General features: G+C 64.5%; 19 protein-coding genes. 9 read left to right on the top strand and 10 right to left on the bottom strand.

All coding sequences use genetic code 11. The features are described from left to right. Positions 1 to 22: 22 nt before the first annotated feature. Both GGC64_RS08780 and GGC64_RS08775 read right to left on the bottom strand, forming a co-directional pair. Positions 23 to 1504 (bottom strand): ATP-binding protein, encoded by a 1482-nt coding sequence (locus tag GGC64_RS08780; RefSeq protein WP_192721994.1) that lies wholly within the window; start codon positions 1502 to 1504, stop codon positions 23 to 25. A gap of 15 nt (positions 1505 to 1519) precedes the next feature. Then, positions 1520 to 3220: an FAD-dependent oxidoreductase gene (locus tag GGC64_RS08775; RefSeq protein WP_192721993.1), complete on the bottom strand. Its 1701-nt coding sequence runs from the start codon at positions 3218 to 3220 to the stop codon at positions 1520 to 1522. Between the two features lie 236 nt (positions 3221 to 3456). Here GGC64_RS08775 and infA point away from each other — a divergent pair, with 236 nt between their 5' ends. From infA to truA, 8 genes are all read left to right on the top strand, one after another. Beyond that, positions 3457 to 3678, top strand: a complete 222-nt coding sequence (infA, locus tag GGC64_RS08770) for a translation initiation factor IF-1 (RefSeq protein ID WP_003418601.1) — start codon at positions 3457 to 3459, stop codon at positions 3676 to 3678. Between the two features lie 31 nt (positions 3679 to 3709). After that, entirely contained in the window at positions 3710 to 3823 is a 114-nt protein-coding gene (gene rpmJ, locus GGC64_RS08765; RefSeq protein ID WP_003879483.1) for a 50S ribosomal protein L36, read from the top strand. Positions 3824 to 3981: 158 nt separating this feature from the next. After that, positions 3982 to 4356: a 30S ribosomal protein S13 gene (gene rpsM / locus GGC64_RS08760; protein WP_015305085.1), complete on the top strand. Its 375-nt coding sequence runs from the start codon at positions 3982 to 3984 to the stop codon at positions 4354 to 4356. A 4-nt stretch (positions 4357 to 4360) separates the two neighbouring features. Then, positions 4361 to 4777, top strand: coding sequence for a 30S ribosomal protein S11 (gene rpsK / locus GGC64_RS08755; RefSeq protein ID WP_015305086.1), 417 nt, complete (start codon positions 4361 to 4363; stop codon positions 4775 to 4777). Between the two features lie 14 nt (positions 4778 to 4791). Beyond that, the gene (rpsD, locus tag GGC64_RS08750; RefSeq protein ID WP_192721992.1) at positions 4792 to 5397 is read left to right on the top strand and encodes a 30S ribosomal protein S4; all 606 of its coding nucleotides are present in this window, start codon (positions 4792 to 4794) and stop codon (positions 5395 to 5397) included. Between the two features lie 76 nt (positions 5398 to 5473). Further along, positions 5474 to 6526 carry a DNA-directed RNA polymerase subunit alpha gene (locus GGC64_RS08745; protein WP_192721991.1) on the top strand — a complete coding sequence of 351 codons (1053 nt, stop codon included), beginning with the start codon at positions 5474 to 5476 and terminating at the stop codon, positions 6524 to 6526. A gap of 55 nt (positions 6527 to 6581) precedes the next feature. Next, positions 6582 to 7193 (top strand): 50S ribosomal protein L17, encoded by a 612-nt coding sequence (rplQ, locus tag GGC64_RS08740; protein ID WP_192721990.1) that lies wholly within the window; start codon positions 6582 to 6584, stop codon positions 7191 to 7193. 10 nt (positions 7194 to 7203) lie between these two features. After that, the gene (gene truA, locus GGC64_RS08735; RefSeq protein WP_192721989.1) at positions 7204 to 8073 is read left to right on the top strand and encodes a tRNA pseudouridine(38-40) synthase TruA; all 870 of its coding nucleotides are present in this window, start codon (positions 7204 to 7206) and stop codon (positions 8071 to 8073) included. On the opposite strand, the gene GGC64_RS08730 is transcribed toward truA, so the two are convergent. The 4 genes from GGC64_RS08730 to GGC64_RS08715 form a co-directional block, all read right to left on the bottom strand. Next, on the bottom strand, positions 8070 to 8711 hold the full coding sequence (locus GGC64_RS08730) for a cutinase family protein (RefSeq protein WP_370582059.1): 642 nt from the start codon (positions 8709 to 8711) through the stop codon (positions 8070 to 8072). The genes truA and GGC64_RS08730 overlap by 4 nt on opposite strands. A 107-nt stretch (positions 8712 to 8818) precedes the next feature. Beyond that, complete coding sequence (locus GGC64_RS08725; protein ID WP_225951215.1) at positions 8819 to 9394, bottom strand: cutinase family protein; 576 nt, start codon at positions 9392 to 9394, stop codon at positions 8819 to 8821. Between the two features lie 93 nt (positions 9395 to 9487). Next, positions 9488 to 10156: a cutinase family protein gene (locus GGC64_RS08720; RefSeq protein ID WP_192721986.1), complete on the bottom strand. Its 669-nt coding sequence runs from the start codon at positions 10154 to 10156 to the stop codon at positions 9488 to 9490. Positions 10157 to 10171: 15 nt separating this feature from the next. Beyond that, positions 10172 to 11167, bottom strand: a complete 996-nt coding sequence (locus GGC64_RS08715) for a DMT family transporter (RefSeq protein WP_192721985.1) — start codon at positions 11165 to 11167, stop codon at positions 10172 to 10174. 75 nt (positions 11168 to 11242) lie between these two features. Between GGC64_RS08715 and GGC64_RS08710 the strand changes: the two genes are divergently transcribed. Then, complete coding sequence (locus GGC64_RS08710; RefSeq protein ID WP_192722467.1) at positions 11243 to 11797, top strand: CGNR zinc finger domain-containing protein; 555 nt, start codon at positions 11243 to 11245, stop codon at positions 11795 to 11797. Positions 11798 to 11803: 6 nt separating this feature from the next. Here GGC64_RS08710 and GGC64_RS08705 read toward each other — a convergent pair whose 3' ends face one another. From GGC64_RS08705 to GGC64_RS08690, 4 genes are read right to left on the bottom strand one after another with little or no spacing between them, the layout of a single operon-like run. Next, entirely contained in the window at positions 11804 to 13861 is a 2058-nt protein-coding gene (locus GGC64_RS08705) for an FAD-dependent oxidoreductase (RefSeq protein WP_370582028.1), read from the bottom strand. Next, the gene (locus GGC64_RS08700) at positions 13858 to 17061 is read right to left on the bottom strand and encodes an adenylate/guanylate cyclase domain-containing protein (RefSeq protein ID WP_192721984.1); all 3204 of its coding nucleotides are present in this window, start codon (positions 17059 to 17061) and stop codon (positions 13858 to 13860) included. The genes GGC64_RS08705 and GGC64_RS08700 overlap by 4 nt, the downstream gene beginning before the upstream one ends. Beyond that, positions 17058 to 17618, bottom strand: a complete 561-nt coding sequence (locus tag GGC64_RS08695; RefSeq protein ID WP_192721983.1) for a hypothetical protein — start codon at positions 17616 to 17618, stop codon at positions 17058 to 17060. Before GGC64_RS08695 ends, GGC64_RS08700 begins: the two co-directional genes overlap by 4 nt. Further along, positions 17615 to 19180 (bottom strand): hypothetical protein, encoded by a 1566-nt coding sequence (locus tag GGC64_RS08690; protein ID WP_192721982.1) that lies wholly within the window; start codon positions 19178 to 19180, stop codon positions 17615 to 17617. The genes GGC64_RS08695 and GGC64_RS08690 overlap by 4 nt, the downstream gene beginning before the upstream one ends. Positions 19181 to 19218 lie beyond the last annotated feature (38 nt).

Genomic DNA, 19218 nt, shown 5'->3' with positions numbered 1-19218 from the left:
TCAACCCCGGCGCGGCCGGTGCCTATTCCAGCCCGGCCGGAAGCTCCGTCGGCGTCGGCAGTTCCGGCGCGGGGGCCTGCAGTGGCAGCACCACGATGAACTTCGTCTCCCCAGGCCGCGACTCCACCCGCAGGTTGCCGTGATGCTTTTCGACGACGATCCGCCAGGCCAGATCGAGGCCAAGGCCGGTGCCCTCGCCGAACGGCTTCGTGGTGAAGAACGGGGTGAAGATCCGGTCGATGATCTCTTCGGGGATGCCGGGGCCGTCGTCGCAGATCTCGATCCGAATCATGTCGTCGGTTTCGCGCCTGGTCCGTAATGTGAGCGTGCCGTGGCCGTCCATCGCCTGAATCGCGTTGTCGATGATGTTGGTCCAGACTTGGTTGAGATCGCCTGGGTAACAAAGCAATTCGGGCAGGGACTTGTCCATGTCCTTGACGATCTTGACCGGGCCGTCCTTGCCGACCTTCTCGCCGAACATCATCACCGTGCTCCACAACAACTCGTGCACGTTGGCGGACTGGTAGGGCGCCCGGTCCATCTGCGAGTACTGCTTGGTGCCGGCGAGCAGCGCCGAGATGCGCTTGGAAGCCTCAGCGATCCGATTCACCGAGAGTTCGGTGTCGATGGTGTATTTCAGCCACCCGATGGCGCTCTGCAGCGTCGCGGAGCAGTCGACGTCGCCGATCGACGCTTCCACTCGTTCCAGCCAGTCGATGTCGAGTCCGGCCTCGACGAACGTGGGCGCGTAATCCCACCCGCTGGCGATGCCGTGGTCCTCCAGCCAGTCGCCGATCTCGTCTTCGCGGTCCGAGGTCTCGAGCGGGCTGAGTTCGTGCGTCTTGACCTTCGCCACCTGCTCGGCCACCTCATCCTGGATGGACACCAAGACCCGCAGCGCTTCAGGAGTGAACTTTCCGCTGGAGAGCATCGACAGCTTGTGGCGCATCTTGCCCACGTTCTCGCGCAGGTTCGATACGTCTCGTGAGATCGCCGCGGCCGGGTTGTTGAGCTGATGCGTCAGGCCAGCGGTGATGGTGCCCAATGCGAGCAGCTTTTCGCGCTGGCCGATGATCTGGCGCTGTCGCAGCCCGCCGACCATGTGCCCCTCGAGCAGATGCACAGCCATCGGGAACTGGGTCTTCATGAAGGTCGCGAACGCCTCGGCGTCGAGCACGAACAACCGGGACGGCTTCGTGACTCGCACCGACGCCTCGTAGAGGTGCTCCTCGGCGGGAACGTAGGCCGACCACGCACCGAAGTAGACGCCCCGCTGCGACGTCCGGCCCGTCACGATGTCCATGCCTGCCGAGCGCTTCGACATCACCACTTCGCCGTCGAGCAGGACGTAAAAACACGTCGCGGGCTCGCCTTCGACCACAACCGGCCCCGGCTCGAACGACTGGATGTGCCCGTTGTCGCACAGCATCTGTAGCTGTTCGTCGTTCAAAGCCTCGAACAGGAACAGCGACCGCAGTTCGGTAGGCAGGCATTTCTCGCCCATGTCAGGCTCTCTTTTCTACGCGTCCGCCAAGTAGCGGTGGACCAACATCACCGCCATCGACCCTTCGCCGACGGCTGCTGCGACCCGCTTGGCGGATTCGGCACGCACATCTCCTGCAACAAACACACCCGGCACACTTGTTTCCAAGTGGTGTGGGGGACGGTCCAGCGTCCATCCCGAGACGTCCTTTAGGTCGGGGCCGGACAGGATGAAACCGTGGTCGTCCTTGGCCACCACGTCGAGCCAGTCGGTGCGCGGCTCGGCGCCGATGAAGCAGCACAGCCGATCGGCCTTCACCGTTTCCTCCTCGCCGCTCTGCTTGTTGCGGAGCACTAGGCCGGTCAGGTGGTTGTCCTCGCCGAGGGTGTTGATGACCTCGGTACACACCCGGACGTTGATGTTCTCGTTCTTCTCGATCTGCTGGATCAAGTAGTAGGACATCGACGCCTCCAGTGACGGCCCGCGCACGAGCAGCGTCACCGATTTCGCCGACTTGGACATGAACATCGCGGCCTGTCCGGCCGAGTTCGCGCCGCCGACGATGAAGACGTCCTCGCCCGCGCACTCACTGGCGTCGGACACCGATGCGCCGTAGAACACGCCGCGGCCGATGTAGTTGCAGGCGTTTTCGTCGGGGTCGTCCCAACAGCCTGGAACATTCTGCAGCTGACGGTAGGACACTCCGGTGGCGAGGATGACGGCCTGCGCAGCGATCGTGCTGCCGTCGGCGAACTCGATCGTGCGCGCGGTGCCGCTGTCGCCGGCGTGCAGCCGGACGGCCTTGCGGGTGGTGATGACCTCGGCGCCGAAGCGCTCGGCCTGGCGGCGCGCGGCCGTGGTCAGCTCGGCTCCCGAGATTCCCATTTCGAACCCGAGATAGTTCTCGATTCTGGAGCTGCGACCGGCTTGGCCACCCGTGGTGGTCTCTTCGATCAGCACGGTCTTCAGGCCTTCGGAGGCGCCGTACACCGCGGCGGCAAGGCCGGCGGGTCCGCCGCCGATGACAGCGAGCTCGTACATCTCCAGCGACGGGGTGGTGGACAGGCCGAGCATGCCGGCCAGTTCGGCGTCGGTGGGCTCGACGAGCGTTTCGCCCTGTTCAGTGATGACGACAGGGAGCTGGAAGCCGTCGAGTCCGGCCGCGTCCAGAAGTTGCTTGCCCTTGGGTTCGTCGGCTGTGAACGAGCGGAACGAGTGCTGGTTGCGGGCCAGGAACTGGCGCACCTGCCATGACCGCTCGTTCCAGCGGTGCCCGATCACCTTGGTGTGCGGAATCGCGCGGTCGCCGGTGGCGTGCCACGCCTCGAGCAGCCCGTCGACCACCGGGTAGAGCTTCTCCTCCGGCGGGTCCCACGGCTTGAGCAGGTAGTGGTCCAGGTCGACGACGTTGATCGCGTCGATCGCGGCGTGGGTGTCCGCGTACGCGGTCAACAGCACCCGACGGGCGAGGGGATAGATGTCCATCGCCTCTTCGAGGAACTCGATGCCGCTCATCTGCGGCATCCGGTAGTCGGCGACGAACACGGCGACGGTGTCGCCGCGCAGCTTGAGTTCGTTGAGGGTTTCCAGGGCGTCCGGGCCCGACTCGGCCCGCACGATGCGGTAGCGGTCGCCGTAGTGGCGACGAAGGTCGCGGGCGACCGCGCGGGACACCGCGGGGTCGTCGTCGACGGTCAGTATTACGGGTTTTCGGGGAGCAGAGACCGGTGCAGTCATCGGTTATAAGTATGCTCCCGTCGTCTAGCGGATATCCGCCCAGGATGTTCCCGCTGGCCTGGCACTTCGGCGATTTTGGGGCAGGCCGCCGAGCAGGTAGTATGGACCAACGGTGCGGCTTACGCGCCGGCTCTTGCGTGCCCTGTTTCCGGAATTTCCGATCGCTGGTCCACGTTTTGTAGCTCGGAGTGAACTGCGCCGCCCAAAGGCGCCAACGATCAGGGACAACGGAGGACATGGCCAAGAAAGACGGTGCCATCGAGGTCGAGGGCCGCGTGGTCGAACCCCTGCCCAATGCGATGTTCCGCATTGAGCTGGAGAACGGACACAAGGTGCTCGCCCACATCAGCGGCAAGATGCGGCAGCACTACATCCGCATTCTGCCCGAGGACCGTGTCGTGGTGGAGCTGTCTCCCTACGACCTGTCCCGGGGCCGCATCGTTTACCGGTACAAGTAAGACGACACACAGAACAGGATCGACGACAGCCGTGAAGGTGAACCCGAGCGTCAAGCCCATTTGCGATAAATGCAGGGTGATCCGTCGGCATGGGCGGGTCATGGTGATCTGCTCAGATCCGCGCCACAAGCAGAGGCAAGGTTAGTCAGAGCTTCCGCTTGTTTTGCCGACAACTTAATGACGAAATCCCAGTACCACTGAGCGGATACGCCACTCAATTACGTCCGGCACGGAGGCCGGACCCCACTAGATGAGGGAACGGACTGGGACCAGACCTCCGCATAGAAGAAGGAACACCGCCTGATGGCACGTCTCGTGGGCGTCGATCTTCCGCGCGATAAGCGCATGGAGATTGCCCTGACCTATATCTACGGCATCGGCCGTACCCGCTCCCAGGAGATCCTGGAAGCCACCGGCATCGACCGGAACCTGCGCACCAAGGACCTGACCGACGATCAGGTGACCCAGTTGCGTGACTACATCGAAGGCAACCTCAAGGTGGAGGGCGACCTGCGCCGCGAGGTCCAGGCCGACATTCGCCGCAAGATCGAGATCGGCTGCTACCAGGGCCTGCGGCACCGCCGCGGCCTGCCGGTGCGCGGCCAGCGGACCAAGACCAATGCGCGCACCCGCAAGGGCCCGAAGCGCACCATCGCCGGCAAGAAGAAGGCCAGGTAAGTAGATGCCACCAGCAAAAAAGGGTGCCGCTGCTCCTAAGAAGGGGCAGAAGACCCGCCGCAGGGAAAAGAAGAACGTCCCGCACGGCGCCGCGCACATCAAGAGCACGTTCAACAACACGATCGTTTCGATCACCGATCCGCAGGGCAACGTCATCGCCTGGGCGTCTTCGGGTCACGTCGGCTTCAAGGGCTCGCGTAAGTCGACCCCGTTCGCCGCGCAGTTGGCCGCCGAGAACGCCGCGCGCAAGGCGCAGGAGCACGGTGTGAAGAAGGTCGACGTGTTCGTGAAGGGCCCGGGTTCGGGCCGTGAGACCGCCATCCGGTCGTTGCAGGCCGCCGGCCTCGAGGTCGGCGCCATTTCCGACGTCACCCCGCAGCCGCACAACGGCTGCCGTCCGCCCAAGCGTCGCCGGGTCTAGGAGGAGAAAGACTTATGGCTCGTTACACCGGACCCGCCACGCGCAAGTCGCGTCGCCTCGGCGTCGACCTGGTCGGCGGCGATCAGTCGTTCGAGAAGCGTCCCTACCCGCCCGGCCAGCACGGCCGCGCCCGGGTCAAGGAAAGTGAATACCGTCAGCAGCTGCAGGAGAAGCAGAAGGCCCGCTTCACCTACGGCGTGATGGAGAAGCAGTTCCGCAAGTACTACGAAGAGGCCGTGCGCCGTCCCGGCAAGACCGGTGAGGAACTGCTGCAGATCCTCGAGAGCCGGTTGGACAACGTGATCTACCGTGCCGGCCTGGCGCGCACCCGCCGGATGGCGCGGCAGCTGGTCAGCCACGGTCACTTCACCGTCAACGGCGTGAAGGTGAACATCCCGAGCTACCGGGTGTCGCAGTACGACATCATCGACATCAAGGACAAGTCGCTCAACACACTGCCTTTCGAGGTGGCGCGTGAGACCGCGGGCGACCGTCCGATCCCGGGTTGGCTGCAGGTGGTCGGCGAACGTCAGCGCGTGCTGGTGCACCAGCTGCCCGAGCGTGCGCAGATTCAGGTGCCGCTCGCCGAGCAGCTGATCGTCGAGTTCTACTCGAAGTAAAGACTTTCCGGCCGCTCGGATAGCGGCCGGGAAACACGGCATCAAATAGCGGGTGTCGTGAAGGAGGAAAGAAAACATGCTGATTTCTCAGCGACCCACACTGGCCGAAGAGGTCAAGTCGGAGAACCGGTCCCAGTTCGTCATTGAGCCGCTGGAGCCGGGATTCGGTTATACCCTTGGCAATTCGCTTCGGCGCACGCTGCTGTCGTCCATCCCTGGCGCGGCGGTCACCAGCATCCGCATCGACGGTGTGCTGCACGAGTTCACCACTGTCCCCGGTGTGAAGGAAGACGTCACCGACATCATCCTGAACCTCAAGGGTCTGGTCGTTTCGTCCGAAGAGGACGAGCCGGTCACCATGTACCTGCGCAAGCAGGGCCCGGGTGAGGTCACCGCGGGGGATATTGTCCCGCCTGCCGGTGTGACGGTGCACAACCCCGAGATGCACATCGCGACGCTGAACGACAAGGGCAAGCTCGAGGTCGAGTTAGTCGTCGAGCGCGGCCGTGGCTACGTGCCTGCCGTGCAGAACAAGGCGTCGGGTGCCGAAATCGGCCGTATCCCAGTCGATTCCATCTACTCGCCGGTGCTCAAGGTCACCTACAAGGTGGAGGCCACCCGTGTCGAGCAGCGCACCGACTTCGACAAGCTGATCCTCGACGTCGAGACCAAGAGTTCGATCACCGCTCGCGACGCGCTGGCGTCGGCGGGCAAGACGCTGGTCGAATTGTTCGGTCTGGCACGCGAACTCAACGTCGAGGCCGAGGGCATCGAGATCGGGCCGTCGCCTGCGGAGGCCGACCACATCGCCAGCTTCGCGCTGCCGATCGACGACCTCGACCTCACGGTGCGGTCGTACAACTGCCTCAAGCGCGAGGGTGTGCACACGGTGGGCGAACTCGTCGCCCGCACGGAGTCCGATCTGCTGGACATCCGTAACTTCGGCCAGAAGTCCATCGACGAGGTGAAGATCAAGCTGCATCAGCTGGGTCTTTCGCTGAAGGACAGCCCGGCCACCTTTGATCCGTCGGAGGTCGCCGGTTACGACGTTGCCACCGGCACCTGGAACAGCGACGCCGGCTACGACCTGGACGACAACCAGGACTACGCCGAAACCGAACAGCTCTAAGAAAACCCGTCCCGGTCCTACCTGATACGGGGACCGGCCCCAATTAGGAGTAGCAATGCCCAAGCCCACCAAGGGTCCTCGCCTCGGCGGGTCGTCCTCGCACCAGAAGGCGCTGTTGGCCAACCTGGCCACCTCGCTCTTCGAGCACGGCCGGATCAAGACGACCGAGCCCAAGGCTCGGGCGTTGCGCCCCTACGCGGAGAAGCTGATCACCCACGCCAAGAAGGGCGCGCTGCACAATCGGCGCGAGGTGATGAAGAAGATCCGCGACAAGGACGTGGTGCACGCGTTGTTCGCCGAGATCGCACCGTTTTACGCCGACCGTGAGGGCGGCTACACCCGCATCATCAAGGTGGAGGCACGCAAGGGCGACAACGCCCCGATGGCCGTCATCGAGCTGGTGCGGGAGAAGACGGTGACCTCGGAGGCCAACCGGGCCCGTCGCTCCGCTGGCTCGAAGAAGACCGAGCAGCCCGTCGCGGCTGCGGCCGCACCGCAGGCTGCGGTCGAGCCCGAGGCTGCCGAGGGCCCGACCGAGGTGGAGTCAGTCGAGGACGCCAAGGTGGAAGACGCGGCCATCGAGGACGCTCAGACCGCTGAGGCCGCCGAAGAGGTCGCCGAGGCCGCCGAGGACAAGGCCGAGGACGAGGCCGACGACGCCAAGTAGTGACGCAGCTGTGAACAAACCCGCCATCGATTCCGGTGGCGGGTTTGTTCGTCTTCGGCTCGATATCGCTTACGACGGAACCGAATTCGCGGGCTGGGCGGTTCAGGCGGGGCAACGGACCGTCGCGGGGGTTCTCGACGCGGCGCTGTCGACGGTGTTCCGGGTACCGGTAGTGCTGCGCGCGGCCGGCCGCACCGATGCCGGGGTGCATGCGACCGGGCAGGTCGCTCACGTCGACGTGCCTGCCGATGCGCTGACGCACGCATATCCCCGTGCCACCCGCCCAGACGACAGTGAGTTCCTGCCGCTCGTCCGACGCTTAGGACGGTTCTTGCCCGCCGATGTACGTGTGCTCGATATCGGCCGTGCCGCAGCGGGTTTCGACGCCCGGTTCTCGGCGCTGCGTCGCCACTACGTCTATCGGCTCTCGACCGCGCCGTACGGAGTCGAGCCGCGGGAGGCGCGCTTTGTCACGGCATGGCCGAGGGCGCTCGATGTCGATGCGATGTCGGCGGCATCACGACATCTGTTGGGGCTGCACGACTTCGCCGCGTTCTGCCGTCAGCGTGAAGGTGCCACCACGATCCGTGATCTGCAGCGCCTGGACTGGTCCCGCGAAGGCGACCGCGTCACCGCATATGTCAGCGCCGACGCCTTCTGCTGGTCGATGGTGCGGTCATTGGTCGGCGCGCTGCTTGCGGTCGGCGAGCATCGGCGCGAACCGGATTGGTGCGCGGGGCTTTTGACGTCGACGCAGCGGTCGAGCGATTTCGCCGCGGCGCCGCCCCGCGGCCTGACCCTTGTCGGCGTCGACTACCCGCCCGACGACGAACTCGAGGCGCGCACGAAAGTCACGCGCGAACTGCGGGTGGTCGACTAGACCCGGGCGGCGACGAAGTCGGCGGCCTGGTTCGCCATGCCGGCGCTGATGTAGGCGCTGGCGAGATGGGCGGGCCAGTTGTCTTGCCAGGTGTCGGGATCGGCCGGGTTGCAGATCGGATCCGCGCCGTGGCACAACTCGATGGTCCGCTCGCTGTAGAGCGGGTTGAAGTTCGTGATCGGTCCCACCCATGCCGACCCGTTGCCGAACAGTGCGACGGCGGCGATGTGGGTGTCGGCGCCCGCCGGCAGCGGGTTCTTGAATCCGAAGAAGTTGAACGGCAGGGCGAGGACGACGTCGGTGACCGCTGCACCGAGCGAGTAACCGCCCAGCACCAGCCTGGTGTCGGGGCAGTTGTTCATCATCGACTGGATATGCGCGCTCATGTCGTTGGCGCCGACGTCGATCTGATTGTCGGCGGGATACTGCACCGCGTACACACCGACGTTCTTGTTCGTCTTCGCCCGCAGCGCGCTGATGAACGCGTTACCCAGGGCGCCGACGCCCGGAGACTCCAACCGGCCTCGGGCGAAGATGACCTCGACGGCGGGGCAGGCCGCAGACGCTGACGGGATCACCCCCGGCGCCGGAACTGTGGCAGGTGCGATCAGCCCGGCAACGGCAACAACCACCGCAATGGCTACGAATGCGCACCGACGGGTCCAACGACGAGAGTCAAGATCAATCCCCACTCCCGCGATCCTAACGGAATGCTGTGAACGTAACCGTCAATTTATCGTCGCGGCTAGAGCAGGCCCGCGGCAAAGCCCGCGGCTTGGCTGGTCGGCCCACCCACATAGGAGCGGTGTGAAGCCAGGCTTTCCCCGTCGGTCTGGCAGATCGGGTCACCGCCGTTGCACAGATCGATCGCCCGGCCGCCCCACACCGGACTGACCGTGAGCGGCAGCCCCAGTTTGGCCGACGGATTTCCGAACGCCGCGACGGCCGCAACATGATCGGGCGCGTTGGGTGGCAGCGGGTTGTTGAAGCCGAGAACGGGCAGCGGCACTGCGGCGATGACGTCGACCACCGCCGCGCCCTGCGAGTAGCCGCCCAGCACCAGCCTGGTGTTCGGGCAGTTGTCGACCATGAACTGGATATGGGAGCTCATGTCGTTGGCCCCGTCGGCCGCGGCGAGGAAGTCGAAACTGGCGGGGTAGTTCACCGCGTACGCGCCGACGGACCTGCCGCCGACCTTGCTTCGCAACGAGTCGACGAACGCGCCGCCGACATTCCCAAGGCCCGGGGCGTCATTGGTACCGCGGGCGAAGACCACCTCGATGTCAGGGCAGTCGTCGGCCGACGCGATCCCAGTTGGCATGGGCGACACCACTGATGCGAGCACAGCGGCTGAAGCGATGGCGAAGCGGCGAAGTCGTCTCGAATGCACAAGGAATTTTAGCGCGTAGACAGGCTAAATTATGCCCGCGACATAGCGCGCGGCCTGATCCGTCAGGCCTGCGCTCACATAATCGCTGTGAGCGAACGGGTTGCGGCCCCGTGAGCAGATCGGGTCGCCGTCCTTGCACAGGTCGATCGCGCGCCCGCCGAACACCGATCCAGTGATCGGATTGCTGAACTTCGTCGCCGGGTTGCCGAACACCGCGACCGCGGCGACGTTGGGGACGAGGTTGTTCGCGAGCGGGGGCGCCGAACCGATCTCGCCGATCTTGTTGCCAAGCGGCGGAATGCCGGCCAGCATGTCGACGACCGCCGCGCCCTGCGAATATCCGCCGAGTACGAGCTTCGTGGACGGGCATGAGGCGGCCATCGTCGCGATGCGAGCGGCGGCGTCATTGGCGCCGTCTGCTGCGGCGAGGAAGTCGTAGCTGGCGGGGTAGTTCACCGCGTAGGTGGTCATGGTGCGGCCACCGACGAGCCCTCGCAGCGTGTCAGCGAAGGCCTGGCCGGGGTTGCCGAGGCCGGGCGCATCGTTGGTGCCGCGCGCGAAGATGACCTCGATGTCGGGGCATGGGTCTGCGGTCGCCGACGGTGCGACGGCCAGGGGGGTGGCCGCGCAAACCACGGCCGCGGTGATCGCGGCGAGCCGGCCTGACATCTTGAGCAAAGTCACGCCGGTCATCTTCACATATCGAGATCAGCTCCGGCCAACCGTTTGGTCAGAGGGCAGGCTTTCCGCCAGCGTCAATTCGGCCAGCTTCTCGGTCCGATCGCCCTGCCGAGCGAGCGTCAGCCCGACCAAAACGACGACACCGCCGATCGCCTGTGTCGGCGTCACGGCCTCGCCCAGCAAAACCCAGGCGGCCAGCACGGCGAACATGACCTCGGAGAGGCCGACCAGAGACGCGAATCGCGGCTGCAACCGGGCGATGCCCATGATGCCGAGCGTGTAAGCGATGGCGGTGGGAATCAGGGCCAGCGCGATGACGGGCACCAGCCACGACATCGTCCACCCCGCGACCACGGCCTCGGTGGTGGTGAACGTCAACGGCATCAGCCCGGTGACACCCAGGGTCGCGACGGCCGCAGCGCCGACAATCAGGCCTGCGGTCGCAAGCGTGATCGAGTTCAGGCCGTCTCCGTCGGCGGCCACCGAGGAGGACATCAAGAAGTAGCAGGCGGCGCACACGGCGGCGGCCAGCGCCCAGCCGACGCCGACCAAATTGATGTGGGCGCCCGCAAAAACGTTGAGTACCAACATGATTCCGACGATTGCCAGGGCGACTCCGGTCAGCGTCAGTGCGCTTGGCCTGCGTCGACTGGTGGCCCAGACCCACCCGACCACCAGGATCGGGGCGGTGTACTCCAATAGCAGTGCGACGCCGACGGACATGTGCGCCACGGCATTGAAATAGCAGAGCTGCGCGCCCGCAATGGGGATCAGTCCGTAGGCGACTACGGTCTTGCTGTGCTGCAGTGCCTCGCAGACCCAACCGGGTTTCAGGACTGTGGCGAAGATGATCATCAGCAGGGCGCCGCCGGCGAGGCGTGCGGTGACAGCGGCCGTCGGGCTCCAGCCCGCCTCCATCAACGACTTGGCAAACGGCCCGGAGCAGCCGAAGGCGAAGGCGGACCCGACCGCGAGCAACAGACCGACTCGGAAGTGGTCAACCGTTGGCTGTGTGGTCGCCATGGGTGCACCTCCGGGATGTAATGAGTAAAATCTGCTTTGGTCGTGACGCTACGCCGGGAAGGGGTCATGGGTCAAATGCTTTTCAGTCATGACACCGAGATCACCCTGCGCGCGGCATGTGCCCTGATCAACAGCGATCGGGTGGATGGTGAGCATCTCCATGACGCCGCCGCTCTCGAGGCGTTTCTGGATGGCTGGGGCTATACCGGTCGGCGTGACCACGACAGCGCCGAGCTGACGTCCATTCATCGGCTGCGCGAGCGGCTGGGCCTGATCTGGGCGACCGCCGACGACGAGGTCCGGACCGTCGAGCAGGTCAACGGGCTGCTGAGCGACACCAAGGCGTCGCCGTGGCTGACCCGTCACCCCGAGATGCCGGAGTGGCATCTGCACCTGGCGTCACAGCACGATCCGCTCTGGCAGCGGATGGGGGCCGAGTTCGCGATGGCGCTTGCCGACCTGATCCGCATCGGGGAACTGCGACGGCTGAAGGTCTGCGCGGCGCCGGACTGCGAAGCGGTGCTGATCGACCTGTCGCGCAACCGGTCGGGCAAGTTCTGCGACACCGGCAACTGCGGCAACCGCCAGCATGTGGCGGCGTATCGCGAGCGCCGGTCTAAAGGCGAGTGAGCGAATTCAAGGTAGGTAGAAACCGCGGATGCGGTGATACCGGCCGCGGGCGAGCAGCGCGTTGGCAGCCTGCAGGCCAGACATGACGGCGGCCTCGATGCAGCCGGCATTCATACCGCAATCGGTCCAGTCGCCCGCCAGCACCAGATTGTCGTAACCGCTTTCGTCGGGCCGCAGACGGTACCGATCGGAACCGGGCACCGACTGCACATACCGATCTGACGGATCGATGTTCACGCTGACGTGCTGGGTAGCCATCGCCGAGCGACCGCGTTGACCGTCCGCGCCGCAGAGCAGGTGCCACGCGAACCCTGTATCGCCGACGGCGTTGGGGAAGTAGAGGCCGAGGTTGGCGTCGACGTATGCAGTTGCCTGTGCGAGCACTGAGCGCACATGCCTCTCTACGTATGCGTCGGGCTCCTCGGTGACGGGCCAAGGTGCGTTGAGGCTGCCGCAGAAGTAGGCCACCGTGCCCGGCCGAGTGTCGTCTGGCCAATCCTCTGCCCACAGCGTTTGCGGCATTGAGGCCCAGGTTTCGAACGGCCTCAGGTAGGCGCTGATCGTGACGCCTGGCTCCTGCCACCCGAGAGCGGGTTCGGATGGCTGAAGCCACATCTGAAATGCCTGCGTCGCGACAGTACGGACGTGGCTGATCATTTCCCGCCATTCGGGTCGATCGCGGATGAGTTCATCGGCGACGACGGGGATCATGCCGAGCGACACGGCGAGCACCACCTGATCGAAATCCTTGCCGCGCTTAAGGACCCGTGTCTCGATGTCGTTGCGGTCGCCGAAGTGCGATTCGAGGTCCTTGATGCCCGGCCGAGGCTCGATTTGTTCGGCGATCGGCGCGTCGGGGAATACGGGAAGCCCACGAACGGTCGACAGCGGTTCGTAATGGCGGCGGCCGCCGGCCAGGCGCACCTGCCGACCAATGGTTATCGCTCCGATGGCGTGGTGGTTGGCGTCAAGATGCAACGCGTCGAGCCGATGAAAGAACTCGAACTCCACTCCGCGCCGGCGCAAGGCCTGATAGAGCGGTGCGATTACGACGTCGCCCATTCCCGCAGACATCTTCCAGAAGATCGCGCCCTTGTACTCGAACAACACCAGACCGATGAGGAAGATCATCAAACCCGCTGCGACGGCTGGTCGTTCGGGATCGGCTTCTTCGTAACCGAACACCAGATCGTAAACACCACGCACCAACGGAAACTCGAGTACGTCAGGGTGTCCGCCATGGCGAAGGATCCACTGCCCGAAATCCTCGTCGTTGATGGCGCGGAAGCCGCGCGGATCCGTGACCAGGTTGTCGACGATGATGCCGCGGACCACCGAGGTGACGAGCGATATCAACAACCAGGACCGTTTGTGGTCGGGGCGGTGGTCATAGTCGATGGCGCAGCGGATGGCGTCCATCGCATGCTCGAAGAGCTTGACGGGGGTGGTTTCGAGGGTGTGTGGATTGGGAAGCGTCAGCATGGCCGCGATCAGCGCGCGTTGCACCGTTGCGATCCAACTGCCCGGAGCGTATGGCGCTGTTGTCATTGCGAGGCCGACGGGCGTCGCGTCTCGTTGCGAGTCCGCGAAGTCGAGCACGAGCTGCACCGCGCGTTGCACGAATCCCACCACGGTCATCTCGCGACCGTTGCCGTCCTGATCGCCTGGCAGCCGGCTGTTTCTGCTGAACGTGCCCAGCCAGGTCAACCAATCGTCGCCCCACTGGTCAGCAAGGCCCAAATTGTCGGCAGGAAGCATCGCTTGATCCCAGGTGTGGATCGGCGCGCCGGGATCGGTTGTTGCCCTGTCGAGTTCGGCATAGCAGTCACGCAGAAGCGCGAAAGCGTTCTCGTAGGATCCGAGCCAAATGTGTAAACCGTGCTCCTCGATGCGGCCGTTGGCACCGCGGCTGGATGCGCCCTTGCCGCCAAGGCGCCATCCTCGTTGGTACACGGTGATCGATTCGAAGCGGTCGCGCCATCCGGCTTCGCTGAGGCGCCATGCAGCGCTCAACGCGGCCATCCCGCCGCCGAAGACGACGACCTTTTCTCTCGGCCGCTTCACCCGAGAAGTGCCCGGGCGCGGGTCAGTTCGGGCCAGGTACTGCCCTGCGGAAAGCGTGCGAGCGCGTCGATCAGCATCTGATGCGCCGAGTCGGCATGGAGTTCGAAACTGTCTGCGGCAATGCGCAATTCGAAGATGGTCGCGGCCTGACGGCGCGCCAGGTCTGCGGCGGCGCTCAAGTCCGCTCGACGCGAATCCAAGTCGTCGGTCGTGTGGGCGCGCAACCGCAACAACTCGGCGTCATAGAAATGCATACCTGTCTCATCGGCGAGTTGCAGCGCGATCTGCAAACGATCGCGCGCGGCATCGCGCTGACCGGCCGCGGTCAGCAGGCGGGCCAGCGCCGCGTCATAGATCGTGATGAGTGACCTGACGGCCAACGCACGCCACAGGTCGACATAGGAGGTGATGGTCGCGATGTGCATCTGTAACTCTGCCGGGTCAACCGCGTCGCTGGCGAGCGACGACAGTGCGCTGATCATCGATTGCTGTGCGGCGCCGACCATTGCCCATGAGTCGAAGCCGTGTTGCATACCGCCGTTGGCCAGTGCGGTGGCGACCTGCATCGCGCGATCCAGTTGGCCGGCTTCCATCCGGATCAGCACCTCCATCTGGCGGGCATACGCCAAACTGAACGCGCCTTGGGGAAACGCGAGTGCCTCGCATCGGCGTTCGGTCCGCTCCAGTTCAGCCTCGGCGCTGGCCAAGTCACCCTGGATGTAGTAGGCCAGCGCGAGATGTGTGTAGATCGATGCCGTCCCCTCATTGGGCATGAACCAGACCGCCTCGAGTTCCTTTGCTCCTTCTTCGTTTCGTGATGACGCGGCTCCTTCGAGCCTCTCGCGCGCAGTGTCGAAATCGCCGCGGTACCAAGCCAGCATGCCGAATCCGGCGTCGTTATAGGGCAGAAACCACTTGCGCCGCCCGGTCAAACTCGCTCGTACGGATTGCAGCAGTCGTTCCACTCGGTCGAGATCGGCGCGCATCGCGTAGTAGCCGTACAGCGCGACCAACGTGGAGAAGAACTCGTCGTCAGCCAAATGACTGCTGGACAACTGAAGACACCGTTCGAAGTCGGCGGCGGCGTTCGGGCTCGCCACGCCTTCCGCTGCCGAGACGAGAAAGCCGCGCCTGAGGCGGAGAGCGATCTCGAGCTGATCTCGGTCCTGCCCGGCCGGTGAGCGCTCGGCCTGTTCGACCGCGTGGCCAAGATACGTGCGGGCCTCGCCGAGCGCGCCTCGGCGCCGCGCGTCTGTCGACGCTTGCCGAAAGGCCTTCGCTGCTTCTGCGTACCGCTCTGCGTGCTCGTAATGCCGTGCCACCAATGGCCAGTCGGGGTTGGTGTCGCTGGCGGCGGCGAGGGCATCGGCGACCCGGCTATGCAGTCGCCGACGGAGACTCGGCGGCGAAAGTTCGGCCGCGACTTCGCGTATCAGTTCGTGCCGGAACCGCCAGCTGTGCTCATCGAGCGGCTCGAGAACCCGACCGTCGGTGAGTTCGCGTAGGACGCGGTCTGCGTGCTGCGGGTCAAGGTCGACGACAGATAACAGAAGGCCTCGGTCGATGCGGCCGCCGATGACGGCGGCGGCCTCGCCAACGAGCACGGCATCCGCGCTGGACCGCAGCCGCGCGATCAGCGCTTCATAAAGGGTGTCGGGCACCCCGACGCTTTCTGCCGCATCAGTCTGCTGATCCTTCAGCTTCGCCACGACTTCCTCGATGTAGAGCGGGATTCCGTCACAACGCCGACGTACCGCCCCGCGGGTATCCGTAGTCATCTCAGGATGAAGCGCGACTATCAACTCATCCGACTCATCGTCGGTCAACGGGTTCAGATGAAAGACCCGAGCTTTGGGACTGTCGGGTAACGATGCTAAATCCCGCCCGGTCATGACCATTAGCATGCGGCCGCCGAGGTCGGTGTCCAGCAAGGAATTCACCAGTTCAGCACTGTCTTCATCGAACCAGTGCATGTCTTCCACAAGTAGCAACACGGGACCATCGCGCATACATGCGACGAGATAGTTGCAGACCGCGGCGACGATCTGCTCGTAGAGCGCTCTGCCCTCCGCGTGCACCTGTTCGTAGCCGTATCGCGCATCGATGCCAAGTACAGGTGCCAGGAGTGGGACTACCGTCGCCGGATTCAGCGACTGCCGCCGGATCTCGGCTTCGAGATGCTCAAGGCGCTCTGTTGGATCTGACGTGCGGCTGATGCGGCATCGCCGCTCGAGCAGTCGGCGTACCGGCCACAGGCCCACGTCCGAATGGAAAGGCGATCCAATCAGTTGGAGCACCATGGCATTCGACCGCTCGGCCATCTCGACTGCCGCCCAGGCAAGCCGGCTCTTCCCGATCCCCGCCTCTCCCTGAAGCACCACGCCCGGGGTCCGAAGGCCACCCGATTGCGCCTCGTCCCAGCGGTCCGTCAGATAAGCGATCTGGCTGCGGCGGCCGATCAACGGGCCGAGCACCACCTTGGACACTTCGCGCTCACCGATGATGCGGAAGTGCCGGACCAAGCCCTCCACTCCCTTGACCCGTTCGGGCAGTTGCGCTTCTAGTTCGAAGCTGTCGCGAATCAGCGGCTCAATCGAGTCCGACACGGCGACGGTTCCGGGGTCGGCGAGACCACACATCCGCTCCGCCAGATTGGCCGCGAATCCGTAGACGTCAAGTTGTGCGGTATCCAGGTAAACGACTCCACGGTGAATGCCCACCCGCACATCGATCCCGAAACCGAATTGCTGCCGCACACGATCGCTCAGATCCGATACGGAGCGGATGATGTCGATCGCGGCCGATGCCGAGCGCTGCACGTCGTTTTCGTGCGCCTGGGGATGGCCGAACACAGCGAGGAGTCCGTCACCCTTCGTAGCACCGATGTAGCCCTCGTACTGTTCGACGATGCTGCGCACTTCGTCGCGGTAGCGACCAACGACGGTGCGATAGATCTCGGGCTCGACCCGGGTCGACAGTGCCGTCGAGCCGACCAGATCCGCGAACAGGATCGTTATTCGCCGGATCTCGCCGTGTCCAGACGGCGCCGCCAGCAGCTCTTCGGCGTCGCTGTTGGTTCGGTCGAGGTCGAGCACCTGACCGGCCAATGCGTCCGCCGCTGCGCGATCTCCGCTGTTGATCGCGTCGACGGCCCGGTCCAGCAGCTCGTCGATACTCGGCTGATTAACGTGATCAGTCACAGGCCGATGGCAACGTCCACGACTTGCTGGTCGCCTGCATCCGCTTTGGTCGCGGGTCGCGCCACCATCGTCACCTGGCCGAAGTAAAAACCGCTTTGAAGATTGGTTCGGTCGACGACAAGCCGGAAGTGTTCGGTTCCAGTTGGAAGGATCCCTGATGTCAGTCTGTCGTCCTCGCCGCTCTTCACCGCTTCGAAACCGATTCGAGCGCCGGGGATGGCGTCGCCAAACCCTCGACTCAGCGGAGACGTAACCGTCACTTCGTATTCGGAGTTCTGGTAGGGGCCAACGGGATACGGGTCCGACCGAGCCACATTAGCCGCCGACTTGAATCCGGGACCGGCAAGAAGCGTTTCGGCCAGCTCCATGCCGTCGAGCAGATTGCCGTCGACGAGTTGCCTTACAGATCGTACGTAGTCGTCGTAACCGTACTTGCCGGCCGACATCTTTTGGGAAGCATCTTCGGCGATCGCACCGCTTCGCCGAAGCATCCTGACCCAGATCTTTGCCATGTACTCGGCAAGCACGACAGGCTTGCTGGTTGCCGGATTCGTCATGGCGAACCATCCCCCTGCGGTTCGTTGGCTGGTGGGCTGCCTGCAGCGGGCCGGGTCGGAACACGGTTGAGCATGTCCTGCAACAGTCGCCATGGCTCGCTCGCCAGCTGCGCGCCGACCTTGCTGGTGTAGTCGACCATTTCCTTGACGGAGAGGTCGCCCTTGACCCACTTGTCAGCAATGACAACCGCGTCCTTCGTGGTGCTTTCGATGAAGTCGGCCATCCGGGTCGACGCTTCGGCCATCAGGATTCCCGCGACAGGAGGCACGCCAGCTCCGCCATCATCGGATGCCGTGGTCGCAGACGCGCGGTTGGAGCCTTGGCCTGCGGGGTCAGGCTCAGGTGAGAGCTGCCATGGAACCAGGGCGTCATCGGCGTCTTGGAGGGCGCCGCCCCTAAGTGCACAGTCGAACATCATCATTTCGCCGATCGAAACCCATCCGAGCACAGAGGCGTAGATGGCGACGGCCGTCGGGCTGAGGCCATCGATCGCGACCATCTTGCTGGTGAGGACCCGGGTGCCCTGGCCGTCGTTTGTTGGGATCAGAACGATGTATCCGCTGTCGACGCGCACCTGACCGGTGTCGCCGGTGCCCTTGCGCTTATCAGCGAGGTCGTAATTGATAATCGCGCTGCCACCCCGCTCCTGCTTCCAATACTTCAGCGCTGTCTTGATGACGTAAAGGTCCTTGTCGGTGCTGACCAACTCCAGCACCTGGCTGCGGCCTGCGGCCGGCTTCAGCTTCTGCATATCGACGAAGAAGGTGTTGCAGTTGTCCCAATTCAGAGGATCGACTATCGCCTTGACCTGGTCGATGCTGATAGCTGACCGCTCGAATTCGGTAGTGAGCAACGCGGCCAGGACGCCATCAGACTCGATCACCTCACCGGTGCACTTGCCCCGATACTCCCCACGTAGGGCGTCGGGCGCGTTGTCCATGCGGACGACGGGCCCGGTGCTCTCGCCGTGTACGGAGATCGCGGGGATCGCCGCGACCTGCGGCGCCACCAGGCCCTCGTCCGCAGCTTGGGCCATCATGACGGCCCAGTCGCCGCGGCCGGTAAACGCTTGCGTCATCTCGTTGAGGCGATCCACGCGACCATGGCGAGGCATCGGTGCGGAATCGGCACTGCTCAGCGCGTTGTCGTCGCCAGCCTGGCCGAGGGCCTCGTCCAGTCGGGTCGTATCGACGGTCTCGAGCACGGGGATGCGCTCACGAGGTACCAAGTCAGTGCCGATCAGGCTTCGCATCGCGGCGGTCGCATAAGTGAGACGAGCCCGCTCTCGCGGACCCATCACCTGTGATGCGGCGTCGAATCCTCCACCGCCGCCAGTGAGTTCGTCGAGCGCTTCGTCGAGGGTGGGGAACTCTGCGGCCGCCGGGTCAGTCGCATGCCGACGCACGAAATCCTGAATCTCGGCGTACCAGCCGCGTTGGCCCGGTCCTGTCGTGCCCGGCAGAAACTGCTCGATCTGCTGTCGCACCTGGCTGTCCGGGTTTTCCATCACGACTTGGTCGAAAGCGCCATACACCGCTAACAGAGAATGGCCGACAGCCATTTGCTCCTCCTACCCCCCGCTGGCGCGCTTAGCATACC

Origin of the sequence: Mycobacterium sp. OAS707, from assembly GCF_014873705.1 — a bacterium.
Taxonomy (GTDB): Bacteria; Actinomycetota; Actinomycetes; order Mycobacteriales; family Mycobacteriaceae; genus Mycobacterium.
This window is presented reverse-complemented; position numbering and strand designations above follow the sequence as displayed.

Excerpts from the sequence above, each read along its gene's own strand:
- GGC64_RS08725 (WP_225951215.1), bottom strand. The coding sequence starts at position 9,394 with ATGCCAACTGGGATCGCGTCGGCCGACGACTGCCCTGACATCGAGGTG.
- GGC64_RS08690 (WP_192721982.1), bottom strand. The coding sequence starts at position 19,180 with ATGGCTGTCGGCCATTCTCTGTTAGCGGTGTATGGCGCTTTCGACCAA.
- GGC64_RS08695 (WP_192721983.1), bottom strand. The coding sequence starts at position 17,618 with ATGACGAATCCGGCAACCAGCAAGCCTGTCGTGCTTGCCGAGTACATG.
- rpsD (WP_192721992.1), top strand. The coding sequence starts at position 4,792 with ATGGCTCGTTACACCGGACCCGCCACGCGCAAGTCGCGTCGCCTCGGC.
- rpsM (WP_015305085.1), top strand. The coding sequence starts at position 3,982 with ATGGCACGTCTCGTGGGCGTCGATCTTCCGCGCGATAAGCGCATGGAG.
- GGC64_RS08775 (WP_192721993.1), bottom strand. The coding sequence starts at position 3,220 with ATGACTGCACCGGTCTCTGCTCCCCGAAAACCCGTAATACTGACCGTC.
- GGC64_RS08745 (WP_192721991.1), top strand. The coding sequence starts at position 5,474 with ATGCTGATTTCTCAGCGACCCACACTGGCCGAAGAGGTCAAGTCGGAG.
- GGC64_RS08710 (WP_192722467.1), top strand. The coding sequence starts at position 11,243 with ATGCTTTTCAGTCATGACACCGAGATCACCCTGCGCGCGGCATGTGCC.
- rpsK (WP_015305086.1), top strand. The coding sequence starts at position 4,361 with ATGCCACCAGCAAAAAAGGGTGCCGCTGCTCCTAAGAAGGGGCAGAAG.
- rplQ (WP_192721990.1), top strand. The coding sequence starts at position 6,582 with ATGCCCAAGCCCACCAAGGGTCCTCGCCTCGGCGGGTCGTCCTCGCAC.
- GGC64_RS08715 (WP_192721985.1), bottom strand. The coding sequence starts at position 11,167 with ATGGCGACCACACAGCCAACGGTTGACCACTTCCGAGTCGGTCTGTTG.
- GGC64_RS08720 (WP_192721986.1), bottom strand. The coding sequence starts at position 10,156 with ATGACCGGCGTGACTTTGCTCAAGATGTCAGGCCGGCTCGCCGCGATC.
- GGC64_RS08780 (WP_192721994.1), bottom strand. The coding sequence starts at position 1,504 with ATGGGCGAGAAATGCCTGCCTACCGAACTGCGGTCGCTGTTCCTGTTC.
- infA (WP_003418601.1), top strand. The coding sequence starts at position 3,457 with ATGGCCAAGAAAGACGGTGCCATCGAGGTCGAGGGCCGCGTGGTCGAA.